A 21477-nucleotide genomic window follows, 5' to 3' on the forward strand; every position below is an offset into this window, starting at 1 on the left:
AATTAGCCCCCCACCCCAGGTTATTAGTGACGGAGTCCTACATTGATCTGCGAAAAATAACCGGTGTGAAATGGCGCCCGCGATGCCTGGAAAGCTATGTGCCCCTCAAGCCAAAGGTGCGACACCCTGACACGCCACGCTAAGAAAGCCACGTAGAACGCGACGCGCAGACTTAACTAGCACAGGGGTTGTTGTTCAGTTATTCCATAGCGCGCGATCAACCTATCGACATAGGCTTGCCACTCATTCAAAACTTTTTGCTGGGCAGGCGTAGCTGTCGGCAGCACTTGAGTCATGGCTTGAGCAAATTGTTGCACAGTATTAGGCGCACCATATTCGGGCAGCGTTAAACGCTGTTGGCAAAATGTTTGCCAGCGCAACTGTTCTTCGGCACTCAAACTCCCAGGCAGGTTACGCGCCCGATAACGAAATAAAAGTTCGGGGAGTCGAGCATCATCAAAAGGCCAACTTTCAGTGGCCAGTTGCTCAGGCTCACCATTGCGCACACGTTCGCACAAACTGCGGTCGCGATTGCCGATAAAACCGTCATAAAGTTGCTGCTCTGGGTCTTCACTGGCGGCAAACGCTTCCTCACGATAGACCTCCGGCATCTTTACTTGCCACTGCGCCTGGCTGGCAATGAGTTGCTCGGCGCGCGCCTCAATGGTCGGCATGTCGAGGGCCAGGCGCTGAATATCGCTTTCACGCAGCACGCTTAGCGGCGCAACAACCGGGCAACGATTTATCTGCAGCAATTTCAGCGGAACCGGTAACTGGCCTTCGAGCAGCGCATCGTGGCGGGTATACAAACGCTCACGAAGGGTGTCGGCAGTCTCATTGAGCAAGACACTTGGATCACGCTGTAAGTCGCAAACGATCAGCGCGTTGCGGTTACGCGGATGCCAAGCCAAAGGCAGCACCACTGATAAGTAATGATTGGCCCCGGCAAAACGCCCGGAAATATGAACCAACGGCTGCAGCAGTTTAATTTGATCAAGTACCCGCGCTTTGCTACGCAGGCCATACAAATAGTTGTAGAGCTTGGGTTGCCTGTCACGCAGCAGTCGCGCTAAAGCAATGGTTGCCCGCACATCCGACAACGCATCGTGCGCCTGGCCATGATCAATACCATTGGCCGCTGTTAACAACTCCAATTTAAGGCTGACACGCCCTTCCACTTCAGGCCAGACGATGCCCTCGGGGCGCAAGGCATATGCAGTCCTGACCAGATCAATCAAATCCCACCGGCTATTACCGCCCTGCCATTCTCGTGCATAGGGATCAAAGAAATTGCGATACAAACTGTAGCGCGTGACCTCATCATCGAATCGAATACTGTTGTAGCCCGCACCGCAGGTTCCGGGCAAAGACAACTGCTCATGCACCCGGGTCATAAACTCGGCTTCATCAAGCCCACGCTCAGCCAGTGTCTGCGGACTAATACCGGTAATCATGCAGGCGGCGGGATGCGGCAGAATATCGTCACTGGGCGCGCAGTAGATATTCAACGGCTCGGCAATCTCGTTAAGTTGCTCATCGGTGCGAATACCCGCCACCTGCAAAGGGCGATCGCGGCGAGGATCGATACCGGTGGTTTCGTAGTCGTACCAGAAGATGCTTGAAGTCACAGTGTTGTCCTGAGCAAATGGCCTGTGCAGTCTACCATCGCTTAATACTGTGATTGTTCCTGCACACCAGATGGCTGGAAAGCGTCTGATAATACAGGGCGATTAGGCCTCCCGGTAACGCCACAGCCTTGAAGGCAAAGGCCTGTAGAGTCATCGCCCGGCTCGATTTCCTCACCGAAAATGGGTTTCACCACACGCCATACGCCGCGCAACACCCTGTGAGCGGCAACCAGGTCAGGCCTTAGATTGCTGACTTAATCTACAGATTGTCTTTAGACAGGTTGCCTCAACGGCTCGCGCTGGCTAGCATCGGGCTTTATTCATCGCAGTCAGCCGATGCCGCCTACCGAAAACAACCAAGCCAACGCGACCAGCCAGCCCACTGCTGACCTGCTGGATACCCGTTACCACGTCGAAACGCCCGAAGGTATCGATCTCATCCTGCGCCCTGCCGGATTGGTTCCACGTGCGCTGGCGTACAGCATCGACTTGATTATTCGCTGCGTGGTGCTGGGCTTGATGTATCTGCTGTTGAGTTTGCTCGGCAAACTGGGCATGGGGCTCGGCACGATTTTGCTGTTTGTGGTGACCTGGTGGTACATGGTGTTGTTTGAAGTGCTCAACCAAGGCCGCTCCCCCGGCAAACAGTGGCTGGGTCTACGCGTGGTACACGACGATGGCACCCCGGTGGGCTGGCCTGCCTCGCTGACCCGCAATCTATTGCGTTTTGTCGACATACTGCCGTTCGGCTACAGCTTTGGCATTCTGAGCTGCCTCAATAGCCCGACATTCAAACGCTTGGGCGATATAGCAGCGGGCACGCTGGTGGTCTACCGCGAGGAAAAACCCTCAGCGCCGGTTCTGCCCGAAGCGGAAGCTGTGCGCGCACCTGTTGCGCTTAGCTTGAAAGAACAGCGGGCAATTCTTAATTTCGCCGAACGTGCCAGCAACCTGTCATCGGAACGCCGCGCTGAACTGGCAGCGATTATCGCAGAGCCGCTAAAAGTGCCGGCCGAGCAGGCTGAGCAAACCATCAACGGCATTGCCCGCAGTCTGGTGGGACCTCGATGAAGCAAAGTCAATTCGAGGTCCATCACCAAGCCAGCTGGAAAGACTTTGCCGGCAAACTCGATGGCCTGGAGAAAAACGGTAAAACCGATGCAGCCCATAGCAAAGGCTTTGCGGCTGATTACCGGCGCATCTGCCAGCAACTCGCACTGGCTCAGGCGCGAGGCTATAGCAATCACCTGATTGAACGGCTACAGCAATTGGCCCTGCGCGGGCACCAACAACTCTACCGCCATCGCAGCACTATTGGCGCCCAGTTGCTGGGTTTCCTGCTCAGTGGTTTTCCCCGTTTGGTTCGCGCGCAATGGCGCTTTGTGCTCGCCGCCTGCCTGCTATTTTTTGGCAGCCTGATGCTTATGGGGCTGCTGGTCTACTGGTTTCCCCATCTGGTTTACAGCGTGGTCGACCCGCAGCAAGTTGCCAGCATGGAAAGCATGTACGACCCCGATGCCAGGCGCCTTGGTCGCTTTAGCGAGCGCGGCTCCGGGGACGACTGGATGATGTTCGGCTTCTATATCATGAATAACATCGGCATTGCCTTTCAGACATTCGCCAGTGGTTTGCTCTTCGGCATCGGCAGTTTGTTCTTCCTCCTGTTTAACGGGATCATGATCGGCGCCGTTGCGGGCCACCTCACTCAAATTGGCTACAGCGAAACCTTCTGGTCATTCGTCATCGGTCATGGCGCATTCGAACTGACCGCCATCGCACTGGCAGGCGCGGCAGGTTTGAAACTGGGTTGGGCGTTACTGGCCCCCGACCGTTTGCCGCGCATGGAAGCTTTACGCCTGGCCGCCGCGGACAGTATTCGCTTGGTTGCCGGGGTTGTGGTGTTCTTGTTGCTGGCGGCTTTTATCGAGGCATATTGGTCATCCATGACCTTCGCCACGCCCCATGTCAAATACGCAGTTGGCGCTCTACTCTGGGCTCTGGTCCTGAGTTACCTGACCTTGGCTGGCCGAGGTGTGCATGCGCCTGACTGAAGCCAGCGTGGCGATTCGACCCCGCAGCAGCTGGGAAGCGTTGGATCTCGGTGTACTTCTTGCGCGCCGGCATGCCGGGTTGCTGATGGCCAGCTGGGCACTGGTGACCCTGCCTATATTCGCGCTGCTTTGCCTGATTTTCTGGGACTATCCAAGCATTGCCATCTTTGTCTTCTGGTGGTTGAAACCAGCCTATGAGCGGTTACCGCTGCATATCCTGTCCAACAGCCTGTTCGGCAATACCCCGACCCTCAAACAAGCGCTCAAAGCCTATCCGCGGCTGCTTAAACCACAGCTGTTGGCCAGCCTGACATGGCGGCGCATCAGCACGACGCGCAGTTTTGATATGCCCGTCATGCAACTTGAAGGGCTTTCAGGTGCAGCGCGCAGCCAGCGCCTGACAGTACTCGGACATAAAAACTCCAGTGGCGCTACGTGGCTGACAATTGTCGGCGCCCATGTTGAACTGGCCCTGAGCCTTGGGCTCGCAACCTTGTTCTACCTGATGTTGCCGCAGCAGCTGGAGCTGGACTGGAGCTGGCAAAGTCTGATCGCTCCCGAGCAGAATCAATGGATGTGGTTGGAGCACTTGTCCAACGGACTCTACGCCTTGCTCCTGATTGTTTGGGAGCCGGTCTATGTCGCCTGCGGCTTTAGCCTGTATTTGAACCGCCGCACCGCGCTGGAAGCCTGGGATATCGAACTGGTGTTCCGCCAACTGCGCCAACGCCTGACCGGTATTGCCTATGCCGCACTGCTCGCTGCGGGCTTGCTGTTCAGCCAACTGCCAGACACCGCGATGGCCGATACCGGCAAGCCAGATTCGGCGGTCTCCATCCCGGCTAAATCCGCCGCCAGCCCCCCCGTCATCAGCGCCCCGGCAGATCCACTCGGGCCACAAGCCGAACGTTTGCAAAAACAAGCTTTAAGTAGTGAAGCAGCGAGGCACAGCCTCCAGCAATTGCTCGATAAACCACCGTTTAAAAACCCGGAAACGGTAACCCGCTGGCGCCTGCGAGATGACGCCAGCGACAAGCAAACCAAGCCAGACACCGAGTTCCTGGAGTCGCTGATAGCGGGCCTAGGCAAGCTGGGCAAGCTCTGGAAGTCGATGGAGACACTGGCGCAGGTCTTCGCCGCCCTGCTCTGGGCTGCGCTGCTCGCGCTTATTCTCTGGGTGCTGTGGCGTTACCGCGATTGGTTAAACACTTTCGCCGGACGGTTTGGCTTGCCCCAGCGCCTTAAAACGAGCCCTCCGAGCCAGCTGTTTGGCTTGGAAGTCAGCCCTGAAAGCCTGCCGGATGATATTTGCAGCGAAGTTGACCGGCTTTGGGCACAGGACCCACGGGCGGCCTTGAGCCTGCTCTACCGCGCCCTGCTCAGCCGCTTGCTGCATGATTATCGGATAGGCCTGAAAAGTGCTCACACTGAGCAGGAAGTCTTACAGCTGGTTGAAGATTCGTATCAGCCGGAACTCTACCAATTCAGCGATACATTGACCCGTCATTGGCAAAACTTGGCCTATGGTCACAACCTGCCCCCAGTCGCCGCCAAAGCGTCGCTGTGCGACAGCTGGCGCCAACTGTTCGAGTCGAGGGGCAAGGCATGAGCCGCCGTACCGGTTTTATGGTTGGCGCCCTGGTTGTTCTGGCCCTTGGCTGGCTTGCCAGTTATTTACTGGGGCGCGCCGAATCTTATGAAACCGTCATCAACCACGGTGCCGCACCCGAGGTAAAAGCCAACCCTTACTCCGCCGCAGAGGCTTTCCTGCGCGCGCAACGGGTCAAGGTCGAGACGGCTGACAGCCTGGCCAAACTGAACCAGCTACCGAGCATTGGCCACACACTGTTGCTCTTGGCTGATCGCGAAAAAGTTACACCCCAGCAGACTCAACGACTGCTCGACTGGGCAGCCAAAGGCGGGCATCTGGTCTTTGTTGCAGAGCGCCTGTGGGACAAAAAGAAAAACAAGAGTGGCGATCTATTGCTCGACAGCCTGGGAATTCAACAGCTGGAAAGCGATAAGTTGGACCCCACTGAGACCACTAAAGCTGAGGCCGATAAGCAGACGACCCCGCTTGACGACGACACCACCCAGGCGGCCTCGGAACCTGAGCAAGAACCCTCCTCGCAGCTGGAGCAGCTCTCCCAAGGCGAGCCTGAGCCAGCGGCCGAGGCCGTGACCCCAGATGAAGAGAAAGATGCTTATCCCAAGCTGACCAAGCTTTACCTCGAAAACGAAGACGCACCGGCCTACATCAGTTTTGATACCGACTTCCATCTCTATGACGCGAAAAACATTGCCACTGCCTGGGCCAATAGCGGCCAATCCACCCATATGCTCCAGCTCTTTCATGGCGACGGCCTGATAACGGTACTAACCGATAGCTGGGTCTGGCAAAACGACAAAATCGCCAAGTACGATAACGCTTGGTTACTCTGGTACCTGACTCAGGATACTGACGTCACCCTGCTCTTTCGCGCCGATCGCGATGGCTTGCTGAGCCTGCTTTACCGCTACTTCCCACAAGCGCTATTGGCGCTGGCGTTGCTTATTGGACTGACGCTGTGGCGTGTCGGCATGCGCCAAGGCCCGCTGCTATTACCGGCCAGTTTAAGCCGGCGACAGTTGCAGGAGCATATCCGCGCCAGTGCCGACTTTAGCCTCAGACGCAGCGGCCAACAGCCCCTGTTACAAGGCCTGCAACTGGATATTCAACGCCGCGCCCGTAAGCGCCACCCAGGCTTTGAACGCCTGCCAGTCGCAGATCAATGGTTAGTCCTCAGCCGCCTCACACGCCTCACCACCAGCGCAGTGGGCAAAGCCATGCGACCCGTGCCTCTGCAACGGCTAACCGCCTCCGAATTCACCCGTCAGGTTGCCCACCTGCAAACTCTCAGGAATGCCCTATGAGCGAATACAGCCCCGACCAGCCAAGCGCTAATCCAGCAACCGCACCTGCCTCGACAGCCAATGCAGCGCAACAACGCCAGCGCGCCAGCCAACTGGCTCAAGCCCTACGCCTGGAGCTGCAAAAAGCCTTGATCGGCCAAGCGCGCGTGATTGATGATGTGCTGACCGCGCTGATTGCCGGCGGTCATGTCTTGATCGAAGGCGTGCCCGGCTTGGGTAAGACCTTATTGGTGCGTGCGCTGGCCAAATGCTTTGGCGGCGAGTTTTCACGTATTCAGTTCACCCCCGACCTGATGCCCAGCGATGTCACAGGCCACGCGGTATACGACCTGCAAAGCGAGCAATTCAAACTGCGCAAAGGTCCGGTGTTTACCAACTTGCTGCTGGCAGACGAAATTAACCGGGCCCCGGCCAAGACCCAGGCGGCCTTGCTCGAAGTGATGCAAGAACGCCAAGTAACCCTTGAAGGCCGAGCGCTGGTGGTGCCGCTGCCATTTATGGTGTTGGCCACGCAGAATCCGATTGAACAAGAAGGCACCTACCCGCTGCCAGAAGCTGAACTCGACCGCTTTATGCTCAAGCTGCGTATTGATTACCCGCAGCAAGATGAAGAAATGCAAATGGTCCGCCAGGTGACCCGCTCAAGCAAAGCCGACATGCTTGAAGTCGCACCGCTGCGCACCTTGCTGCAAGCCAAAGACGTGCAGGCCCTGCAAAAAATCGCCAGCGATCTACCGATTGACGAGCAGGTTCTCGACTACGCCGTGCGCCTGACCCGCGCAACCCGTAGCTGGCCTGGCTTTGCAATCGGTGCAGGCCCGCGCGCCTCCATCGCCTTGGTCCGTGGCGGTCGCGCCCGTGCCTTATTAAGGGGTGGCGATTTCGTTCTGCCGGACGATATCAAAGGCTGTGCCCTGGCGGTTCTGCGTCACCGCGTGCGCCTTTCGCCCGAGCTGGATATCGAAGGCCTGTCGATTGATCAGGTGTTGCAACAGTTGCTTGATCAAGTACCGGCACCACGTCTATGACCTCAGCCTTCATGCCTTACGAGCAGTACACGCGATGAAACCGGCACGCCGCCTACTTCTCGCCTTGGCTGGCCTGCTGCTCTGCGCACTCGTGCTAGGAGCCTTGGATGCATTGGCTGTTGAACTGCCTGCAGCGATTAGCTCACTGTGGTGGGGCTTGCTGTTGCTGCTCGGCGTGGCCGCGTTGGTGGATGCCTGGCTGTTGCACAAAACACCTTCACCGCGCCTTGAGCGCAACCTGCCCGGTCAGCTCCCCTTGGGCCGCTGGAGTGAAGTGCAGCTGACCCTGCACCACAGCTACACCTATCAAACTGACGTACAGGTCTTCGACCACTCGCCAGCGGAAATGACCACCGAACAGATGCCCCAGCGCGTTGTAGTGCGCGCCGCAGAGCAAAGCCAGTTCAGTTACCGGGTACGGCCACTGGTGCGCGGCCACTTCTGGTTTCCCCGGATCGAGCTCAGCCTGCCCAGCCGCTTGGGTTTATGGGATGCCCGCCGCGTGCTCGATGTGCCCGGAGAAACCCGGGTTTATCCTGACTTTGCCCGCCTCTACGGCGCCCAATTGCTGGCGGTGGATGACTGGCTCAGCCAAATGGGCGTGCGCCAGCATCAGCGCCGCGGCCTGGGCATGGAATTTCATCAACTACGGGAATTTCGTGATGGCGACTCAATGCGCCAGATCGACTGGAAAGCCACTGCGCGCAAGCGCACGCCGATCGCCCGTGAGTATCAGGATGAACGCGATCAGCAGATTGTTTTTATGCTCGATTGCGGCCGACGCATGCGCAGTCAGGACGGCGAGCTTTCCCACTTTGACCACGCGCTCAACGCCAGCCTGCTGCTCAGTTATATCGCCCTGCGCCAAGGGGACGCGGTTGGCCTTAGCACCTTTGCCAGCGAACAGAGCCGTTACCTGGCACCGGTCAAAGGTGCTGCTCAGCTTAATGTATTGCTTAATAGCCTGTATGACCTCAAGAGCACTCAGCTGCCAGCAGATTATGCAGCGGCGACCGAGGCCCTGCTCAGCCGGCAACGCCGCCGCGCGCTGGTGGTAATAGTTACCAATCTGCGCGATGAGGATGATCAAGAGCTGCTTAATGCCATTAACCGCCTCGGCCGCCAGCATCGTGTGCTGATCGCCAGCTTGCGTGAAGAAGTGCTCGATACCCTGCGCCAGTCGCCGGTGCAGAATTTTGACTCGGCCCTGGCCTATTGCGGCACAGTCGATTACCTAAATGCCCGCGACACGCTGCATGAGCGACTCGTCGCCAACAATATCCCGGTGCTTGATGCACGCCCAAGCGAACTGGGCCCGGAGTTGGTCAGCCGTTATTTATCCTGGAAAAAAGCCGGCGTTCTATAACGCCATGGTGGGCAAGCTTCGCGTTGCCACACCCTACCAACCCACCATCGCACAGGCCAACCGTAGGGTGGATGACGCTCTTTTCATCCACCATTTTCACATGTGAATTCGATTATTAATTGACCCATGATGGGCAAGCTTCGCGTTGCCACACCCTACCAACCCACCATTGCGCAGGCCCATCACGGAGCCCGATTAAGCGACCGACTTGATCAACTCAATGTACGGCTGGGCATTGCGCTGATCCTGGATCAGCGCGACAAAATCCTTGCCGTCGGCGTCTTTGGCGTTGACGTCGAAACCGGCGGCAACGAAAAAGCCGAGGAACCGCTCGAAGTCATCAAAGCGCAGGCCACGATAGGCTTTAACCAGCTTGTGTAACGAAGGCGGTGTGTCATCAGCGGGTTCGACATCGAGGAACAACTTGATCGGCTCATCACCAATCTCTTCACCAATCACCTGTTTTTTGTCTTTACGCATCACTGACTCCAGCTTTACCGGGCTACACGGGGCGGCAAGTGTACCCCGCGCACCCATTGCGCTCAACGCTCAGTCCACAGCTTCGAACTGCGCGCGCATCCAAGTCAGATAATCGGCCACTTCAGGGCTGCCTTCTTGCGGGGCCCAACTGGCGTGCTCACCCTGCCCAATCGGCAAGTACGGCCCAGCCTTGCACTCAAACAAGATGCTGTCAGCCTCAAGCACCACCAGGGCGTGGAATATTCCTGGCGGCAAATCAACACCGACACAATCAGAACCCGCAGCAAGAATGCGCTTATCTTGCACGGCGCCATGCTGATCGAAAATCAGCAGGCCCAACCGCCCTTTTATCACCAACAACGCTTCAGCTTTGTCCGCTGACAGGTGGCGATGTGGCGGAATGTAAGTATCTGGATGCAGGCCAATAGCCATGCGGTGACAGGGTTCTTCCATGGCATGGAAGTTGTGGTGCTGACGTTGACGCGGATTTTGCGCGGCCTTGGACGCCAGGTCGGCAAACAGCGCCTGATCAATAAATGCCGGCCCCCGCACAGGCTTACAGACCTTTAACGGCATAGATGCCGGGTGCGTTGCGCCAGTAGCCTTTGTAATCCATGCCGTAGCCGAACACGTAGCGATCAACGCAAGGCAAACCCACGTAGTCGGCCTTCAGGTCGGGACGTGCCTTGCGGTCGTGGTCTTTATCAACCAGTACAGCGGTGTGCACAGCCCGCGCGCCAGCGTGATGGCAGAAATCGATAATTGCGCCGAGGGTGTGCCCTTCATCGAGGATGTCGTCAATGATCAGTACGTCGCGATCAATAAACGAAACTTCCGGTTTGGCCTTCCAGAACAGGTCACCACCGCTGGTTTGGTTGCGGTAGCGCGTAGCGTGCAGGTAAGACAGTTCCAGCGGGAAGTTCAGCTTAGGCACCAGCTTGCCCGAGAAGATCAGCCCGCCGTTCATGACGCAGAACACCACGGGATTGGTCTCAGCCATCTCGGCATTGATAACTTCAGCCATTTTGCAGATGGCCGCTTCAACTTGCTCGTCGGTATACAGACAATCAGCTTCAGCCATTATCTGACGGATGTGCGCGAGATCAGCAGACATGGTCATTCCTCTTGGGTTAGCGCAACACGAAAACCTGATCGGTGCGTCAAATAAAAGTCGGCAAAGGTACGCATCTGTCTGGCGAGGAGCAAGCCCCCACAGACGAACGTAGCGTTATTTAGGCACACTATTGCGCCAATCTTGAAGATAATTGGCACAGATCAACTAAACCAGCCTTAACTTAGGCGACAGCATAAGTGTTCACAGGGCCGCCCTTTATGGCGCGCAATGCTTTAATCTAAGCCAGATTTTTTTGCCAGCTCAGTCGGAGAGCCCCAACCCATGCCAATCCAAGAGATTCGCCACCCGCTGATTCGCCACAAAATTGGCCTGATGCGCCGCGCTGATATCAGCACTAAAAACTTTCGCGAATTGGCTCAAGAGGTCGGTGCACTGCTGACTTACGAAGCAACCAAGGACCTGCCGCTGGAGACCTATGAAATTGCCGGCTGGTGTGGCCCCGTGCAAGTCGAGAAGATCTCCGGCAAGAAGATCACAGTGGTGCCTATTTTGCGTGCAGGAATCGGCATGCTCGAAGGCGTACTCAGTTTGATTCCGGGCGCTAAGGTCAGCGCGGTCGGCGTTGCGCGCAATGAGCAAACCCTGCAAGCGCACACCTACTTGGAAAAGTTAGTCCCGGAGATAAATGAGCGCCTGGCGATGATTATCGACCCGATGCTGGCAACCGGCGGTTCGATGGTCGCAACCATTGACCTGCTGAAGAAGGCTGGCTGCAAGGAAATCCGCGCCATGGTGCTGGTGGCCGCGCCTGAAGGTATCAAGGTCGTCCACGATGCCCACCCGGACGTAGCGATTTACACTGCATCAATTGACGAGCGGCTTAACGAGCACGGCTACATCATTCCCGGGCTCGGTGATGCTGGCGACAAAATTTTCGGCACCAAGCAAAAAGAAGCTTAACCGGCAACTGCCTCTGGCTGACACTGCAACAGCCAGCCAGTGGTGATGCCGGGGTGCTTCAGCCTTGGCTATTCAAACGGCGCACTTCGCGCTCGACCATGCTCGCGTATTCCGGCGGCGTCAGTTGCGCGACTTGCTCACGCATCCACTCATGCCATTTGCTTTTACGCTTGTTTTTTTCGCCAAACAGCCGCGCAGCATCAACCTTTGAACGCTGCAGGTTCTGCTGCCACAAATCAAACAAACGCGCCTTTTCAGCCTCTCCGGCATCGCGCTCTGCAGCGGGTTTGTTCGCCAGATTAAAACTCATGGAGTACTCCTGCTGGATAAAAGGGGGGCGGATTCTACCCATTTTCTATCTGGCGGACAGCGGTTTTATCCCCGAATTGAACCAACGACTGAGCAGCCCTTGGTTCAATCTTGCAGCTCGCTTAAGCGCCGTTCAATCATCACGCGATCGGGGCTTTGCCCTGCCAGTTGCAGTGCCCGGTCGTAGGCTTCGCGCGCGGCAACCCGATCATTCAGACGGCGCAGGCAATCAGCTTTGGCCATCTGCGCAAGGTGATAGCTCGCCAGTTCACCCCGTTCGAGCAGGCCTTCAATCAACTCAAGCCCCGCAGCCGGGCCATGGCACATCGAGACCGCAACCGCACGGTTCAGCTCGATCACCGGTGAAGGCTGCAAGCGCAACAACACATCATAGAGCCCAACAATCTGCAGCCAATCGGTGGCGGCTGCCGTCCCGGCCTCGGCATGCACGGCAGCAATGGCCGCCTGCACGTTGTAGCTGTCATAACCGCCTTGTTGCAGCGCTTGCAGGATCAGCGCCTGACCTTCGGCAATATGCGCCTGCGACCACAGGCTGCGATCCTGCTCCTCAAGTAACACCGCCAGCCCGTCCACCGAAATCCGCGCCGGGCGGCGCGACTCATGCAAGAGCATCAGCGCCAGCAAGCCTTTTACCGGTGGTTCTGGCAATAACTCGAGGAGCAGTCTCCCCAGTCGAATCGCCTCTTCAGAGAGCTGACTGCGCACTACGGATTCGCCTGAGCTGGCAAAATACCCCTCGTTAAACACCAGATAGATCACCCGCAACACGGCCGCCAACCGTTGTGGCAATTCACTTCGCGCAGGGACTTCATAGGGAATGCCCGCATCACGAATCTTCGCTTTGGCGCGCACAATCCGCTGGGCGATAGTACTGGGCGTACTGAGAAAGGCCTTGGCGATATCTTCGCTGCTGAGGTCACATATCTCGCGCAGGGTCAGGGCCACTTGAGCGTCATCGCCGAGTGCCGGGTGGCAGCAGGTAAAGATCAGCCGCAGGCGATCATCTTCGACGCTTTCCAGCTCATCCATAGGCGGTGCATTGCTTGCCTGATCATGCTCTGCAAGTGATTCAAAGCGCGCAGTGCGGCGCAGGCCATCGATGGCTTTGAACCGTCCTGCAGACACCAGCCAAGCACGCGGATTGGCCGGCACGCCTTGAGTAGGCCACTGCTCGAGCGCGGCTCGAAACGCTTCGTGCAAGGCTTCCTCGGCCAGCTCGAAATCCCCGAGCAAGCGAATCAAGGTCGCCAGCACGCGGCGCGACTCAGTGCGATAAAGCGCGTCGAGCTGCTGGTTCAACGCTTGCTGCGTATCCACTCGCACCTCCTGCGGTGCTCATTTAGCTTTTCAGTCGATAGCCGCTTTTAAAGATCCAGCCCACTGCGCCAATGCACAGCGCCAGGAAGCCGAGAATCATGGCAAGGCTGACGCCGACGCTGACGTCGGAAACCCCATAGAAGCTCCAGCGAAATGCACTGATCAGGTACACCACCGGATTAAACAGGGTGACGGTCTGCCAAACCGGCGGCAGCATGCTGATCGAGTAGAAACTACCACCCAGAAATGTCAGCGGCGTAACGATCAGTGCGGGCACGATCTGCAGTTTTTCCCAGCCATCCGCCCAGACCCCAATAATGAAACCGAACAAGCTGAAGGTCACGGCCGTAAGAATCAGAAAGGCCACCATCCAGAATGGATGCAGAATCTCGAAGTCGACGAACAATCGCGCCGTCAGCAAGATAATCAATCCAAGCACAATGGATTTGGTCGCCGCAGCGCCGACATAGCCAACCAATATCTCGAGGTAGGAAACCGGCGCAGAAAGTATCTCGTAAATGGTCCCCGAATACTTGGGCATGTAAATGCCGAACGAGGCGTTGGAGATACTCTCGGTGAGCAGCGCCAGCATGATCAAACCGGGGATGATAAAGGCCCCGTAACTGACGCCATGCACCTGAGTCATGCTCGAACCAATCGCCGAGCCAAACACCACAAAATACAGCGAAGTGGTGATCACCGGTGTGGCGATGCTTTGTAGCAAGGTGCGCCAGGTCCTTGCGAGCTCAAACAGGTAAATGGCGCGGATCGCGTAAAAATTCACGGGCGGCTCCTCACCAGGCTGACAAAAATATCCTCAAGCGAGCTCTGGCTCGACTGCAAGTCTTTGAAGTCGATACCTTGCTGTGCCAAGTCCTTGAGCAGTTCGGCGATTCCAGTGTGTTCACGCTGTGCATCAAAGGTAAATACCAGGGCGTGCCCCGCATCAGCCAGCTCCAGCGGGTAGCTGGCGAGCGCCTCAGGAATGCAGGTCAAGGGTTGTTGCAGGTGCAGGGTCAGCTGCTTCTTGCCCAGCTTGTGCATCAGTGCGGCTTTGTCTTCGACCAGAATGATTTCACCTTTGCTGATGACGCCAATGCGATCAGCCATTTCTTCGGCTTCTTCAATGTAGTGGGTGGTCAGAATGATGGTCACGCCGCGCTCGCGCAGGCCCCGCACCATATTCCACATATCACGCCGCAGCTCCACATCGACACCGGCCGTTGGCTCGTCGAGAAACAGAATCTGCGGCTCATGTGACAAGGCTTTAGCGATCATCACCCGACGCTTCATGCCGCCGGACAGCTCAAAAATACGTGCGTCCTTTTTATCCCACAACGACAAGTCGCGCAGCAGCTGTTCGAGGTAGGCAGGATTGGCCGGTTTCCCGAACAAACCACGGGTGAACTTGACCGTGGCCAGCACGCTTTCAAAGCCTTCGTTGAACAACTCCTGGGGCACCAAGCCAATCTTGGCCCGCGCGGCGCGGTAGTCCGCGATAATATCGTGACCGTCGACCAGCACCTTGCCCGAACCGGGATTGACGATTCCGCAGATAATGCTGATCAAGGTGGTTTTGCCCGCACCATTAGGGCCGAGCAGCGCGAAAATCTCGCCTTTCCTAATGTCTAGATTGATGGTTTTCAGCGCCGGATGACCCGAGGCATACACCTTGCTCAATTGCTGTATCGAGATTACTGATTGCACACAACCACCTTGTTTGAGGGGCGTCGGAAAGCGTTCTATAAGTAGCCGACCCTGAGGGCCGATGAGTCGGGCGAATTGCATCTTCGACCTCAAAACAGCCGCCGCGTTTCTTCCACGCATCCGGCCAGGCCAAGACACCGCTCCCAGGCGGTCATCCCAAGGACTAAAGCGCTACTCTAGCCGATTGCGCCGCCATCTTGTATCAGACTAATCGGCGCCCCACGGGTTTTGGCATCTGCACCGGCGCGCCGGTTTTGCCGATCAAGAGCGATACGACAAGCGCAGTCCAGTGGGCGCAGCAATGACGCCTTGGCAGATTGATCCCCAGACAGGTATTGCATTTGATTTAGCGGTGCCCATGCTTGGCCGCAGTCGCCCCTGTCGTTATGCTGATGCACCGCTGACAGCCTTAGGTCGTCGCTTTGCGCTTGCCAAGCGCGCTTATTTTGCACAGGCTGTGCTGCTATTACCCGATTCAGAGGACATTTTTATGCAACTAAAACATCTCGCTGGCCTGGCCCTGATTGCATCCCTGAGCGCCTGCAGCTCAATGGATGGCGCAAGCTCTGACAGTGCCGCAGCCGCTGCGCCTGATCGCTTCAAAGACAAGTGCAACGCCGAGGTAGTGCAAGACATGCTGGGCCAACGCGTCACCCCTGAACTCAGCAAGCAGATCAAAGAAAAAGCCGGCGCCAAAAGCGTTCGTGTTTTGGGCCCGACTGACGCAATGACCATGGATTACAAATCAACCCGTCTGAATATCGACACCGACGAAGCTGAAGTGATAGACCGCATTACCTGCGGTTAAACCCGTGCTGCCCCTCAATGGAGCCGTGGCTCCTTAACGCTCTGAGCACTGAAGCATGCAGATTGATGAAGAGTTTACCCTGAAGAAACTTGAAACCTTTCTGGCCTTTATGCGCAGTGGAAATCTCAGTCGCGCAGCCGCAGAGCTTCAGACCAGCAACGTCAGCGTACATCGGGCGATTCATTCGCTTGAGAGTGCGCTACGCTGCCCGCTATTCAAGCACGAAGGGCGCAACCTGATTCCGCTGGAAAGTGCTTATCTACTTGAAGATCGCGCGCAAAAACTGATTCAGGACGTACTCGACACGGTGCGTTTAACCCGTGAAGCAGCGGGCTTCTCCGCAGAGCGGTTCAAACTCGGTTCACTCTATTCGCTGACGGTGAAAACCGTTCCGCAGTTGATCATGGGCCTTAAACTGCGCCGCAGCGAACTCAATATTGATCTGATTCTGGGCTCCAATGTCGACCTCATGTTCAAGCTCAAAAATCTCGAAGTCGACGCAATTCTAATAGCGCTGAACGAGCACATGACGGATCAGGATTGCGAGCAACTGCCGCTGTTTTCAGATGATATGTTTCTCGCGACCCCCACCGATTCACCCTTTGCGCAACAAGCCGAGATTGATCTGGCCGACCTTAAAGAATCGACTTTTATTACCTTGACCCACGGCTTCGCCACCCACCAGGACGGTGCGCGGGTATTTCGCCAAGCGGGTTTTGAACCGAAAATTGCCATGCAGGTGAATGATATTTTCACCTTGTTGAGCATGGTCAGCTCGGGGGTGGGTTATGCCCTGCTGCCCGGCCGAATTGCTGCTGTCTACGAAAATCGCATCAAGCTCATTCCGCTACAGGCCAAGTATCAGATGCAGCAACACATTGGAGTGGTCTTCCTCAAAGCCAAGGAACGCGACCCCAACCTGCTCGCGCTGCTGGCGGAGTGCCGGATGTACAGCCGGAACTCCGCCTAAGCGGGATTGTTACTTTCAAAGCTTGGCTGTAGACCGGCTTCAGCCCAGCAGGCCACGCATGATCAGGAACAACAGCGAGGGGCCAAGCAAGCAACCCAATGCGGTGTAGAACGCCGCAGTCAGGCAGCCATAAGGCACCAGCTTTGGATCCGTCGCCGCCAGCCCACCGGCCACGCCACTGGATGTGCCGATCAAGCCGCCGAAAATCACTGCGCTGCGTGGATTGTTCAGGCCTATATAGGGTGCAACAAAAGGTGTGGCAATCATCACCAGAATGGCTTTAACCAGACCGGCCCCAATCGACAGCGCCATCACCTCAGAACTGGCACCGATCGCCGCACCGGTTACCGGCCCGACAATATAGGTAACCGCACCCGTGCCGATGGTGGTCAGGCTTACCGCATCGGTATAACCGAACGCCATGGCCACGCCGACTCCCGCGACAAAGGATGAGCCGATACCGACGAACAGCGCCAGTACACCGACCATGCCGGCGCGCTTTAACTCTTCAACATTGACCCCATAACCGGTGGCGACAATGGCGAAGTCACGCAACATGGCGCCACCCAATATGCCGATTCCGGATAGCAGCGGAATATCGACCAAACCCTTGCTGCCACCGGTTACAGCGCCGCCGATATAAGCCAGGAGCAAACCAATCAGGATGGCGATGGCCGAGCCGTGCAAGCGGCCATTGGTTAACTTGTCAGACAGCCAGTACGACAACCACATGGTGATGCCAATAATGGCGAAACCGGCGATCAAGCTGTAAGCGGTGAATACTTTCAGAATACTTTCGTACATCGTGATCACCGTGGCAGTTTAGGCAGAGGGGTTGGTTCAACGTCAGCAGGCTCATCTGGCTTTTTTTGTCCCATCCGGTCCAGCACGGGGACCAGAGCAAACGCCAACACCACTGCCGCCACACCAGCAAGAATCGCCATTGGCCCACCACTCAGGGCGCCGTAGACGTTTTGCTGGGCAGCCATTGCCACCACGATAGGGATGTACACGGCGCTCCAGAACTCGATGCCCTGTTCTGATTTTGGGATCAGATAGCCGCGCTTTTTCAGGTAACCGCCGAGGAAGATCAGCATCATCATGGCGATACCGACGCCACCGACGTTGGCGGGTACGCCAATTAGTTTCCCCAGCAGCTCACCGACCGTGATGCCCACCAGGGTGCAGAACGCAAGAAACGCTACACCATAAATAATCATTATTTTTATCCTCAAGAAACTGTTCGAAGTTGTTGTTTTTGTCCTTCGTAACGATCAAGCGGTACTACTAAGTTCAAGAGTCGCGACTCGCCTCCTGACGCAACATGGCGTCCAAGGTATCGAGTCGGGCACCCTGAAAGGCAATTGCCTGCCCGGGCTCAAACACGCGCCGGGCCAAACCGGTCAGCACGGCTCCGGGGGGAAGTTCGAGGTGCAATCTAACACCGCGCTCATAGGCCGTGCGCAGGGTGTTATGCCAATCGACAACGCGGCACATATTGTTGGCCAGGTCGTCACGTAACTGTTCAGGCTTATTCAGTAGTCGTGCGCTACTGCTGCTTAAATAGCGGATCTGCGCCGGACTGACTTTGACCTGAGAAAATGCCTCAGCAAGCTCAGCAGCAGGCCTATCCAGCAACGGGCAATGCGAAGGCACACTCACCGCCAAGGGCTTGGCGCAAGCGGCGCCGGCTGCTTTAGCCAGCACAGCCACTTGCTGCATGGCACCGTGGCTGCCAGCGATTACCTGCTGTGCTTCAGCGTTGATATTGGCCAGATACACCGGCTGCTCGGCGCAGTTGACCTGCGCCAGTAACGATTCAACCCGGTTTAAATCCAAGCCGAGAATCGCGGTCATGCCGAAGCCTTGCGGATACGCCTGCTGCATCAGTTCGCCGCGCAAACTCACCAGACGCAACGCATCGGCAAAACTAATGGCCCCGGCTACAACCGCAGCGGCGTAGGCACCAATCGATAAACCTGAAACGTAATCCGGACGATGACCACGCTGCATCAGCAGTCGCGCACAGGCGACGCCGCCAATCAGCAAGCAGAGCTGCACCGCGCGGGTATTTTCAAGCGCTGTAACAGAATCCAGGGCCAAGGCATCTTGCTCAAGTACAGCGCTGGCCTCAGCCAAGCACTGAACGGTTTCAGGCGAGTCTGGCAAGCCGTGCAACATGCCGGGCTGCTGTGCGCCTTGGCCGGGAAACACCCATAGACTGCTCATGTGGCTACCGGCTCCGGCGCCCAGGGATCATCAACCAATAACGCCTGGTGCTGGGTTTTAAGCATCACCTTCAGGCTGCTGCCGGCCCACTCACGTAGCGCAACCGCCCCCATCGGGCATTGCAGTTGTACATCGACAGTGCCGGGCGCTTGATCGAGCAACGCTAACAAACCCCGTGCCTGTGCACGTGACATCGGCTGGGCTGTGCGCACCAGAAGATCGAGATCGCTTGCAGGATGAGTGACCGCAATCCCGCTGGCCAACTCAAAGCCCAAGCTGCCAGTAATGCCCCACGGCAAACCCATGTGATTAAGCGGACCCGTCAATTGCGCCAACGCGTTGAACAGTGGCCATTCAGGCTGCACCTGAACACCCGTTGGCGGCACTGAAACAAGGTGTTCAGGTTGCACACAATGTTGAACCGCCGATAACGGCATCCAAGATGCAAAACGTTGGTCACGACTGCGGCCCCGCAGTCCAACGGCAATCAGGTCTGCCGCACCTTGTGCCCGCCGAACCACCACCGGCGGCTCACCGAGCAAGGCATCAACCGTCCACGCGGGGGCATCTTGCGGCAGATGCTCAGGGGTAAAACCCCAAAGCAGATCGTGCGGCAGATAACCCCGATGCGCGGATGATTGAGGGCGACTGTTCATCTGCTTACCACTGCGCCCGCAACAGTTCACGCACCCGAGAGGACGCTTCGCGGTTGCTCGCACCCAGTCGGCTGCGCAAATCCCGAGGGGCCGTGGCGATATCATTTAGCGCACTGCTCAGGCAAGCCTGCACCCGTGCGACATCATCAGCCTCTGGCGTAAGCGCGTCATTCACACTTAAGGTTTCCCAGAGCAAGCCAAGGGAGTCGTAGTTTTCAATGTCATAGGCCATTGGCGGGATGGTCGCTGCCAACGCTTCCAGCTCATCGACACTGCGCAGCGTCACCCGCGCGGCGGACTCCTTGCCCATGGCATGGACCATCACGCTTGGGTCGCGCAAGGCGATCAACCGATTGGCCTGGTATCCGTGGGCCAGAAAGGCGCCAGACATCGCTTTACCCACCAGCAACGCAACTACCGCATGGCCCGCCAAACGGGCACGGGCATAACTGTCGACCGCACCGGCCAGCGCCTGATGAATCCCCAGCGCCTCTTCGCGGCGGCCATAAGCCTGACTGGGCACATCGACGATGGCGATCAATGCACGCTTATCTGTGCGTTCACGATCCTGCTCGATGGTTTGGTCAATGGCCTGCGCCAAACTCCACCCTTCGAGCAAACCCACCTCACCATTGCGAGCACGGGGAAAGCGGTTGTTGGCATCGGCAACCACGGCCAGATAGCGCACTGACTGACCGTTCAGACTGCCGTCGGCAACCAGAAGGGAATCCGGAAAACCCTTGACCTGCTGTGCATCTGCGGCCAGCAACCCAAACCAATTACGCCCACGTTGTTCAGTCATCACTGCTCTCCCTGATATAGGCTGCGCACTTGGGCGGCATCGATCTGTTGCGCAGCATCAAAGGCCTGCAAGCGCTCAAGAAACCATGCATGTTTGCGGCTGCGTTCCAGGGTTGGGACACCCTGTTTGAATAGGCTGCGGACTTGCTCGCGGATAAGCTCAAGGTCATCGGCCACATAGCCATCGACCAAGCCGCTGGCGTTGCGTTGTTCGCCACCGGTCAGGCTCCAGATAAACGGCCGGTCACGGGAATCGTATTCATCGATACCGGCTTCCTGTTCAATAACCTGTGGGCCGTTGAGACCAAGCCGCGCCTCCTGAGTCACCAGCAGATAACTGCACAGGCCTGCCGCGATCGACATGCCACCAAAACAGCCAACTGGCCCGGCGACTAAGCCAACAACCGGCTGATACTGGCGCAGATCAACGATGGCCGATTGAATTTCAGCAATCGCCGCAAGTCCCAGATTGGCCTCCTGCAAACGCACGCCGCCGGTCTCCAGCAAGAGCAACGCTCGGGTGGGGATGCCATTGCGGTTATCTTCTGCGGCAAGCTCTAAAGCCCCGGCAATTTTTGCCCCGCCAACTTCACCGAGGCTGCCGCCTTGGAAGGCACCTTCGATTGCCGCGACCACTGCGGGCTGGCCATCGACAGTGCCTTTGGCGATGATCACGCCGTCATCGGCCTGAACCACGATGCCTTGCCTGGGCAGCCAGGGTGAAGTCACCCGGGCGAATGGATCGAGTAATTCACGAAAGCTGCCGGCATCAAGCAATGCCCGCGCCCGCTGGCGCGCGCCAAGTTCGATAAAGCTGCGCTGTTGCAGCAAGCGTGCAATCTTGTCTGTGGTTGCATCAGTCATCGGCCAAGGCCTCCATTGCTTGTTCCAGACGCAAACGCACAACACCGGGTGTAGCGCCAAAGTCATGGATCGAAATGTTCAACGCGGGCATCTGCTGCTCACTGAACATGCGTTGAAACAGCTGCTGCCAACGCTCATCGCTGCCGTTGACTGAGGTCACCACCTCAATGGCAAGGGTGCCGCTGGTGCCCGGTTCAAGCATGACTTCAAGATCGCCAGAGCCGACGCAGCCGACCAAAGCACGGCCAAGGGCGGGTTGCCCGGCACTGAACTGAAAAGACAGTGTTTGCATGA

Annotated in this window: 24 protein-coding genes; 9 read left to right on the forward strand and 15 right to left on the reverse strand. The window is 57.2% G+C overall.

The features are described from left to right. Positions 1 to 176 precede the first annotated feature (176 nt). Positions 177 to 1658 (reverse strand): exodeoxyribonuclease I, encoded by a 1482-nt coding sequence (gene sbcB, locus AACY09_RS04450; RefSeq protein WP_445323788.1) that lies wholly within the window; start codon positions 1656 to 1658, stop codon positions 177 to 179. A gap of 306 nt (positions 1659 to 1964) precedes the next feature. Between sbcB and AACY09_RS04455 the strand changes: the two genes are divergently transcribed. Genes AACY09_RS04455 through AACY09_RS04480 form a run of 6 tightly spaced genes read left to right on the forward strand, consistent with a single transcriptional unit; the run spans position 1965 to position 8986 of the window. Continuing rightward, positions 1965 to 2699 carry an RDD family protein gene (locus AACY09_RS04455; protein WP_339486292.1) on the forward strand — a complete coding sequence of 245 codons (735 nt, stop codon included), beginning with the start codon at positions 1965 to 1967 and terminating at the stop codon, positions 2697 to 2699. Beyond that, on the forward strand, positions 2696 to 3679 hold the full coding sequence (locus AACY09_RS04460; protein ID WP_339486293.1) for a stage II sporulation protein M: 984 nt from the start codon (positions 2696 to 2698) through the stop codon (positions 3677 to 3679). The genes AACY09_RS04455 and AACY09_RS04460 overlap by 4 nt, the downstream gene beginning before the upstream one ends. Then, complete coding sequence (locus AACY09_RS04465; protein WP_339486294.1) at positions 3666 to 5288, forward strand: DUF4129 domain-containing protein; 1623 nt, start codon at positions 3666 to 3668, stop codon at positions 5286 to 5288. The genes AACY09_RS04460 and AACY09_RS04465 overlap by 14 nt, the downstream gene beginning before the upstream one ends. After that, complete coding sequence (locus AACY09_RS04470; protein WP_339486295.1) at positions 5285 to 6592, forward strand: DUF4350 domain-containing protein; 1308 nt, start codon at positions 5285 to 5287, stop codon at positions 6590 to 6592. Before AACY09_RS04465 ends, AACY09_RS04470 begins: the two co-directional genes overlap by 4 nt. Then, on the forward strand, positions 6589 to 7620 hold the full coding sequence (locus tag AACY09_RS04475; protein WP_339486296.1) for an AAA family ATPase: 1032 nt from the start codon (positions 6589 to 6591) through the stop codon (positions 7618 to 7620). The genes AACY09_RS04470 and AACY09_RS04475 overlap by 4 nt, the downstream gene beginning before the upstream one ends. 34 nt (positions 7621 to 7654) lie before the next feature. Continuing rightward, positions 7655 to 8986: a DUF58 domain-containing protein gene (locus AACY09_RS04480; RefSeq protein WP_339486298.1), complete on the forward strand. Its 1332-nt coding sequence runs from the start codon at positions 7655 to 7657 to the stop codon at positions 8984 to 8986. Between the two features lie 195 nt (positions 8987 to 9181). Here the strand turns inward: AACY09_RS04480 and AACY09_RS04485 are convergent, their stop codons facing one another. The 3 genes from AACY09_RS04485 to AACY09_RS04495 all read right to left on the reverse strand — a co-directional run bounded on the left by AACY09_RS04485 (position 9182) and on the right by AACY09_RS04495 (position 10580). Beyond that, complete coding sequence (locus AACY09_RS04485; protein ID WP_339486299.1) at positions 9182 to 9466, reverse strand: PA4642 family protein; 285 nt, start codon at positions 9464 to 9466, stop codon at positions 9182 to 9184. Positions 9467 to 9535: 69 nt separating this feature from the next. Continuing rightward, on the reverse strand, positions 9536 to 10018 hold the full coding sequence (locus AACY09_RS04490; RefSeq protein ID WP_339486300.1) for a WbuC family cupin fold metalloprotein: 483 nt from the start codon (positions 10016 to 10018) through the stop codon (positions 9536 to 9538). Positions 10019 to 10022: 4 nt separating this feature from the next. Then, entirely contained in the window at positions 10023 to 10580 is a 558-nt protein-coding gene (locus tag AACY09_RS04495; RefSeq protein ID WP_339486301.1) for a hypoxanthine-guanine phosphoribosyltransferase, read from the reverse strand. 282 nt (positions 10581 to 10862) lie between these two features. Here AACY09_RS04495 and upp point away from each other — a divergent pair, with 282 nt between their 5' ends. Next, complete coding sequence (gene upp / locus AACY09_RS04500; RefSeq protein WP_339486303.1) at positions 10863 to 11501, forward strand: uracil phosphoribosyltransferase; 639 nt, start codon at positions 10863 to 10865, stop codon at positions 11499 to 11501. Positions 11502 to 11559: 58 nt separating this feature from the next. Here upp and AACY09_RS04505 read toward each other — a convergent pair whose 3' ends face one another. From AACY09_RS04505 to AACY09_RS04520, 4 genes are all read right to left on the reverse strand, one after another. Beyond that, positions 11560 to 11811, reverse strand: coding sequence for a hypothetical protein (locus AACY09_RS04505; protein ID WP_339486305.1), 252 nt, complete (start codon positions 11809 to 11811; stop codon positions 11560 to 11562). A 104-nt stretch (positions 11812 to 11915) separates the two neighbouring features. Continuing rightward, the gene (locus tag AACY09_RS04510; RefSeq protein WP_339487075.1) at positions 11916 to 13130 is read right to left on the reverse strand and encodes an RNA polymerase sigma factor; all 1215 of its coding nucleotides are present in this window, start codon (positions 13128 to 13130) and stop codon (positions 11916 to 11918) included. Positions 13131 to 13170: 40 nt separating this feature from the next. Beyond that, complete coding sequence (locus AACY09_RS04515; protein WP_339486307.1) at positions 13171 to 13932, reverse strand: ABC transporter permease; 762 nt, start codon at positions 13930 to 13932, stop codon at positions 13171 to 13173. Then, positions 13929 to 14855 carry an ABC transporter ATP-binding protein gene (locus tag AACY09_RS04520; RefSeq protein WP_339486309.1) on the reverse strand — a complete coding sequence of 309 codons (927 nt, stop codon included), beginning with the start codon at positions 14853 to 14855 and terminating at the stop codon, positions 13929 to 13931. The genes AACY09_RS04515 and AACY09_RS04520 overlap by 4 nt, the downstream gene beginning before the upstream one ends. A gap of 301 nt (positions 14856 to 15156) precedes the next feature. Between AACY09_RS04520 and AACY09_RS04525 the strand changes: the two genes are divergently transcribed. Together AACY09_RS04525 and AACY09_RS04530 are read left to right on the forward strand one after the other, a co-directional pair. Then, entirely contained in the window at positions 15157 to 15663 is a 507-nt protein-coding gene (locus AACY09_RS04525; RefSeq protein WP_339486310.1) for an I78 family peptidase inhibitor, read from the forward strand. Between the two features lie 55 nt (positions 15664 to 15718). Beyond that, the gene (locus AACY09_RS04530; protein ID WP_339486312.1) at positions 15719 to 16633 is read left to right on the forward strand and encodes a LysR family transcriptional regulator; all 915 of its coding nucleotides are present in this window, start codon (positions 15719 to 15721) and stop codon (positions 16631 to 16633) included. Between the two features lie 39 nt (positions 16634 to 16672). Here AACY09_RS04530 and madM read toward each other — a convergent pair whose 3' ends face one another. The 7 genes from madM to AACY09_RS04565 form a co-directional block, all read right to left on the reverse strand. Beyond that, a complete protein-coding gene (gene madM, locus AACY09_RS04535) occupies positions 16673 to 17437 on the reverse strand; it encodes a malonate transporter subunit MadM (RefSeq protein WP_339486314.1) in 765 nt (254 codons plus the stop codon). Positions 17438 to 17442: 5 nt separating this feature from the next. Continuing rightward, entirely contained in the window at positions 17443 to 17853 is a 411-nt protein-coding gene (gene madL / locus AACY09_RS04540; protein ID WP_339486315.1) for a malonate transporter subunit MadL, read from the reverse strand. 73 nt (positions 17854 to 17926) lie between these two features. After that, a complete protein-coding gene (mdcH, locus tag AACY09_RS04545) occupies positions 17927 to 18862 on the reverse strand; it encodes a malonate decarboxylase subunit epsilon (protein ID WP_339486316.1) in 936 nt (311 codons plus the stop codon). Further along, positions 18859 to 19518, reverse strand: a complete 660-nt coding sequence (locus tag AACY09_RS04550) for a malonate decarboxylase holo-ACP synthase (protein WP_339486317.1) — start codon at positions 19516 to 19518, stop codon at positions 18859 to 18861. Before AACY09_RS04550 ends, mdcH begins: the two co-directional genes overlap by 4 nt. Before the next feature lie 4 nt (positions 19519 to 19522). Beyond that, the gene (mdcE, locus tag AACY09_RS04555) at positions 19523 to 20323 is read right to left on the reverse strand and encodes a biotin-independent malonate decarboxylase subunit gamma (protein ID WP_445323769.1); all 801 of its coding nucleotides are present in this window, start codon (positions 20321 to 20323) and stop codon (positions 19523 to 19525) included. Then, positions 20320 to 21183 carry a biotin-independent malonate decarboxylase subunit beta gene (locus AACY09_RS04560; protein ID WP_339486319.1) on the reverse strand — a complete coding sequence of 288 codons (864 nt, stop codon included), beginning with the start codon at positions 21181 to 21183 and terminating at the stop codon, positions 20320 to 20322. The genes mdcE and AACY09_RS04560 overlap by 4 nt, the downstream gene beginning before the upstream one ends. Next, positions 21176 to 21475 (reverse strand): malonate decarboxylase subunit delta, encoded by a 300-nt coding sequence (locus AACY09_RS04565; protein WP_339486320.1) that lies wholly within the window; start codon positions 21473 to 21475, stop codon positions 21176 to 21178. The genes AACY09_RS04560 and AACY09_RS04565 overlap by 8 nt, the downstream gene beginning before the upstream one ends. Positions 21476 to 21477: the final 2 nt, after the last annotated feature.

The sequence above is a fragment of the Pseudomonas sp. EL_65y_Pfl2_R95 genome, from assembly GCF_963971045.1.
GTDB lineage: Bacteria > Pseudomonadota > Gammaproteobacteria > Pseudomonadales > Pseudomonadaceae > Aquipseudomonas.

Coding starts and splice junctions, on each gene's coding strand:
- AACY09_RS04475 (WP_339486296.1), top strand. CDS start 6,589: ATGAGCGAATACAGCCCCGACCAGCCAAGCGCTAATCCAGCAACCGCA.
- upp (WP_339486303.1), top strand. CDS start 10,863: ATGCCAATCCAAGAGATTCGCCACCCGCTGATTCGCCACAAAATTGGC.
- AACY09_RS04550 (WP_339486317.1), bottom strand. CDS start 19,518: ATGAACAGTCGCCCTCAATCATCCGCGCATCGGGGTTATCTGCCGCAC.
- AACY09_RS04505 (WP_339486305.1), bottom strand. CDS start 11,811: ATGAGTTTTAATCTGGCGAACAAACCCGCTGCAGAGCGCGATGCCGGA.
- AACY09_RS04480 (WP_339486298.1), top strand. CDS start 7,655: ATGAAACCGGCACGCCGCCTACTTCTCGCCTTGGCTGGCCTGCTGCTC.
- AACY09_RS04465 (WP_339486294.1), top strand. CDS start 3,666: ATGCGCCTGACTGAAGCCAGCGTGGCGATTCGACCCCGCAGCAGCTGG.
- madM (WP_339486314.1), bottom strand. CDS start 17,437: ATGTACGAAAGTATTCTGAAAGTATTCACCGCTTACAGCTTGATCGCC.
- madL (WP_339486315.1), bottom strand. CDS start 17,853: ATGATTATTTATGGTGTAGCGTTTCTTGCGTTCTGCACCCTGGTGGGC.
- AACY09_RS04485 (WP_339486299.1), bottom strand. CDS start 9,466: ATGCGTAAAGACAAAAAACAGGTGATTGGTGAAGAGATTGGTGATGAG.
- AACY09_RS04525 (WP_339486310.1), top strand. CDS start 15,157: ATGACGCCTTGGCAGATTGATCCCCAGACAGGTATTGCATTTGATTTA.
- AACY09_RS04530 (WP_339486312.1), top strand. CDS start 15,719: ATGCAGATTGATGAAGAGTTTACCCTGAAGAAACTTGAAACCTTTCTG.
- mdcH (WP_339486316.1), bottom strand. CDS start 18,862: ATGAGCAGTCTATGGGTGTTTCCCGGCCAAGGCGCACAGCAGCCCGGC.
- AACY09_RS04495 (WP_339486301.1), bottom strand. CDS start 10,580: ATGTCTGCTGATCTCGCGCACATCCGTCAGATAATGGCTGAAGCTGAT.
- AACY09_RS04455 (WP_339486292.1), top strand. CDS start 1,965: ATGCCGCCTACCGAAAACAACCAAGCCAACGCGACCAGCCAGCCCACT.
- AACY09_RS04460 (WP_339486293.1), top strand. CDS start 2,696: ATGAAGCAAAGTCAATTCGAGGTCCATCACCAAGCCAGCTGGAAAGAC.
- AACY09_RS04470 (WP_339486295.1), top strand. CDS start 5,285: ATGAGCCGCCGTACCGGTTTTATGGTTGGCGCCCTGGTTGTTCTGGCC.
- AACY09_RS04565 (WP_339486320.1), bottom strand. CDS start 21,475: ATGCAAACACTGTCTTTTCAGTTCAGTGCCGGGCAACCCGCCCTTGGC.
- AACY09_RS04560 (WP_339486319.1), bottom strand. CDS start 21,183: ATGACTGATGCAACCACAGACAAGATTGCACGCTTGCTGCAACAGCGC.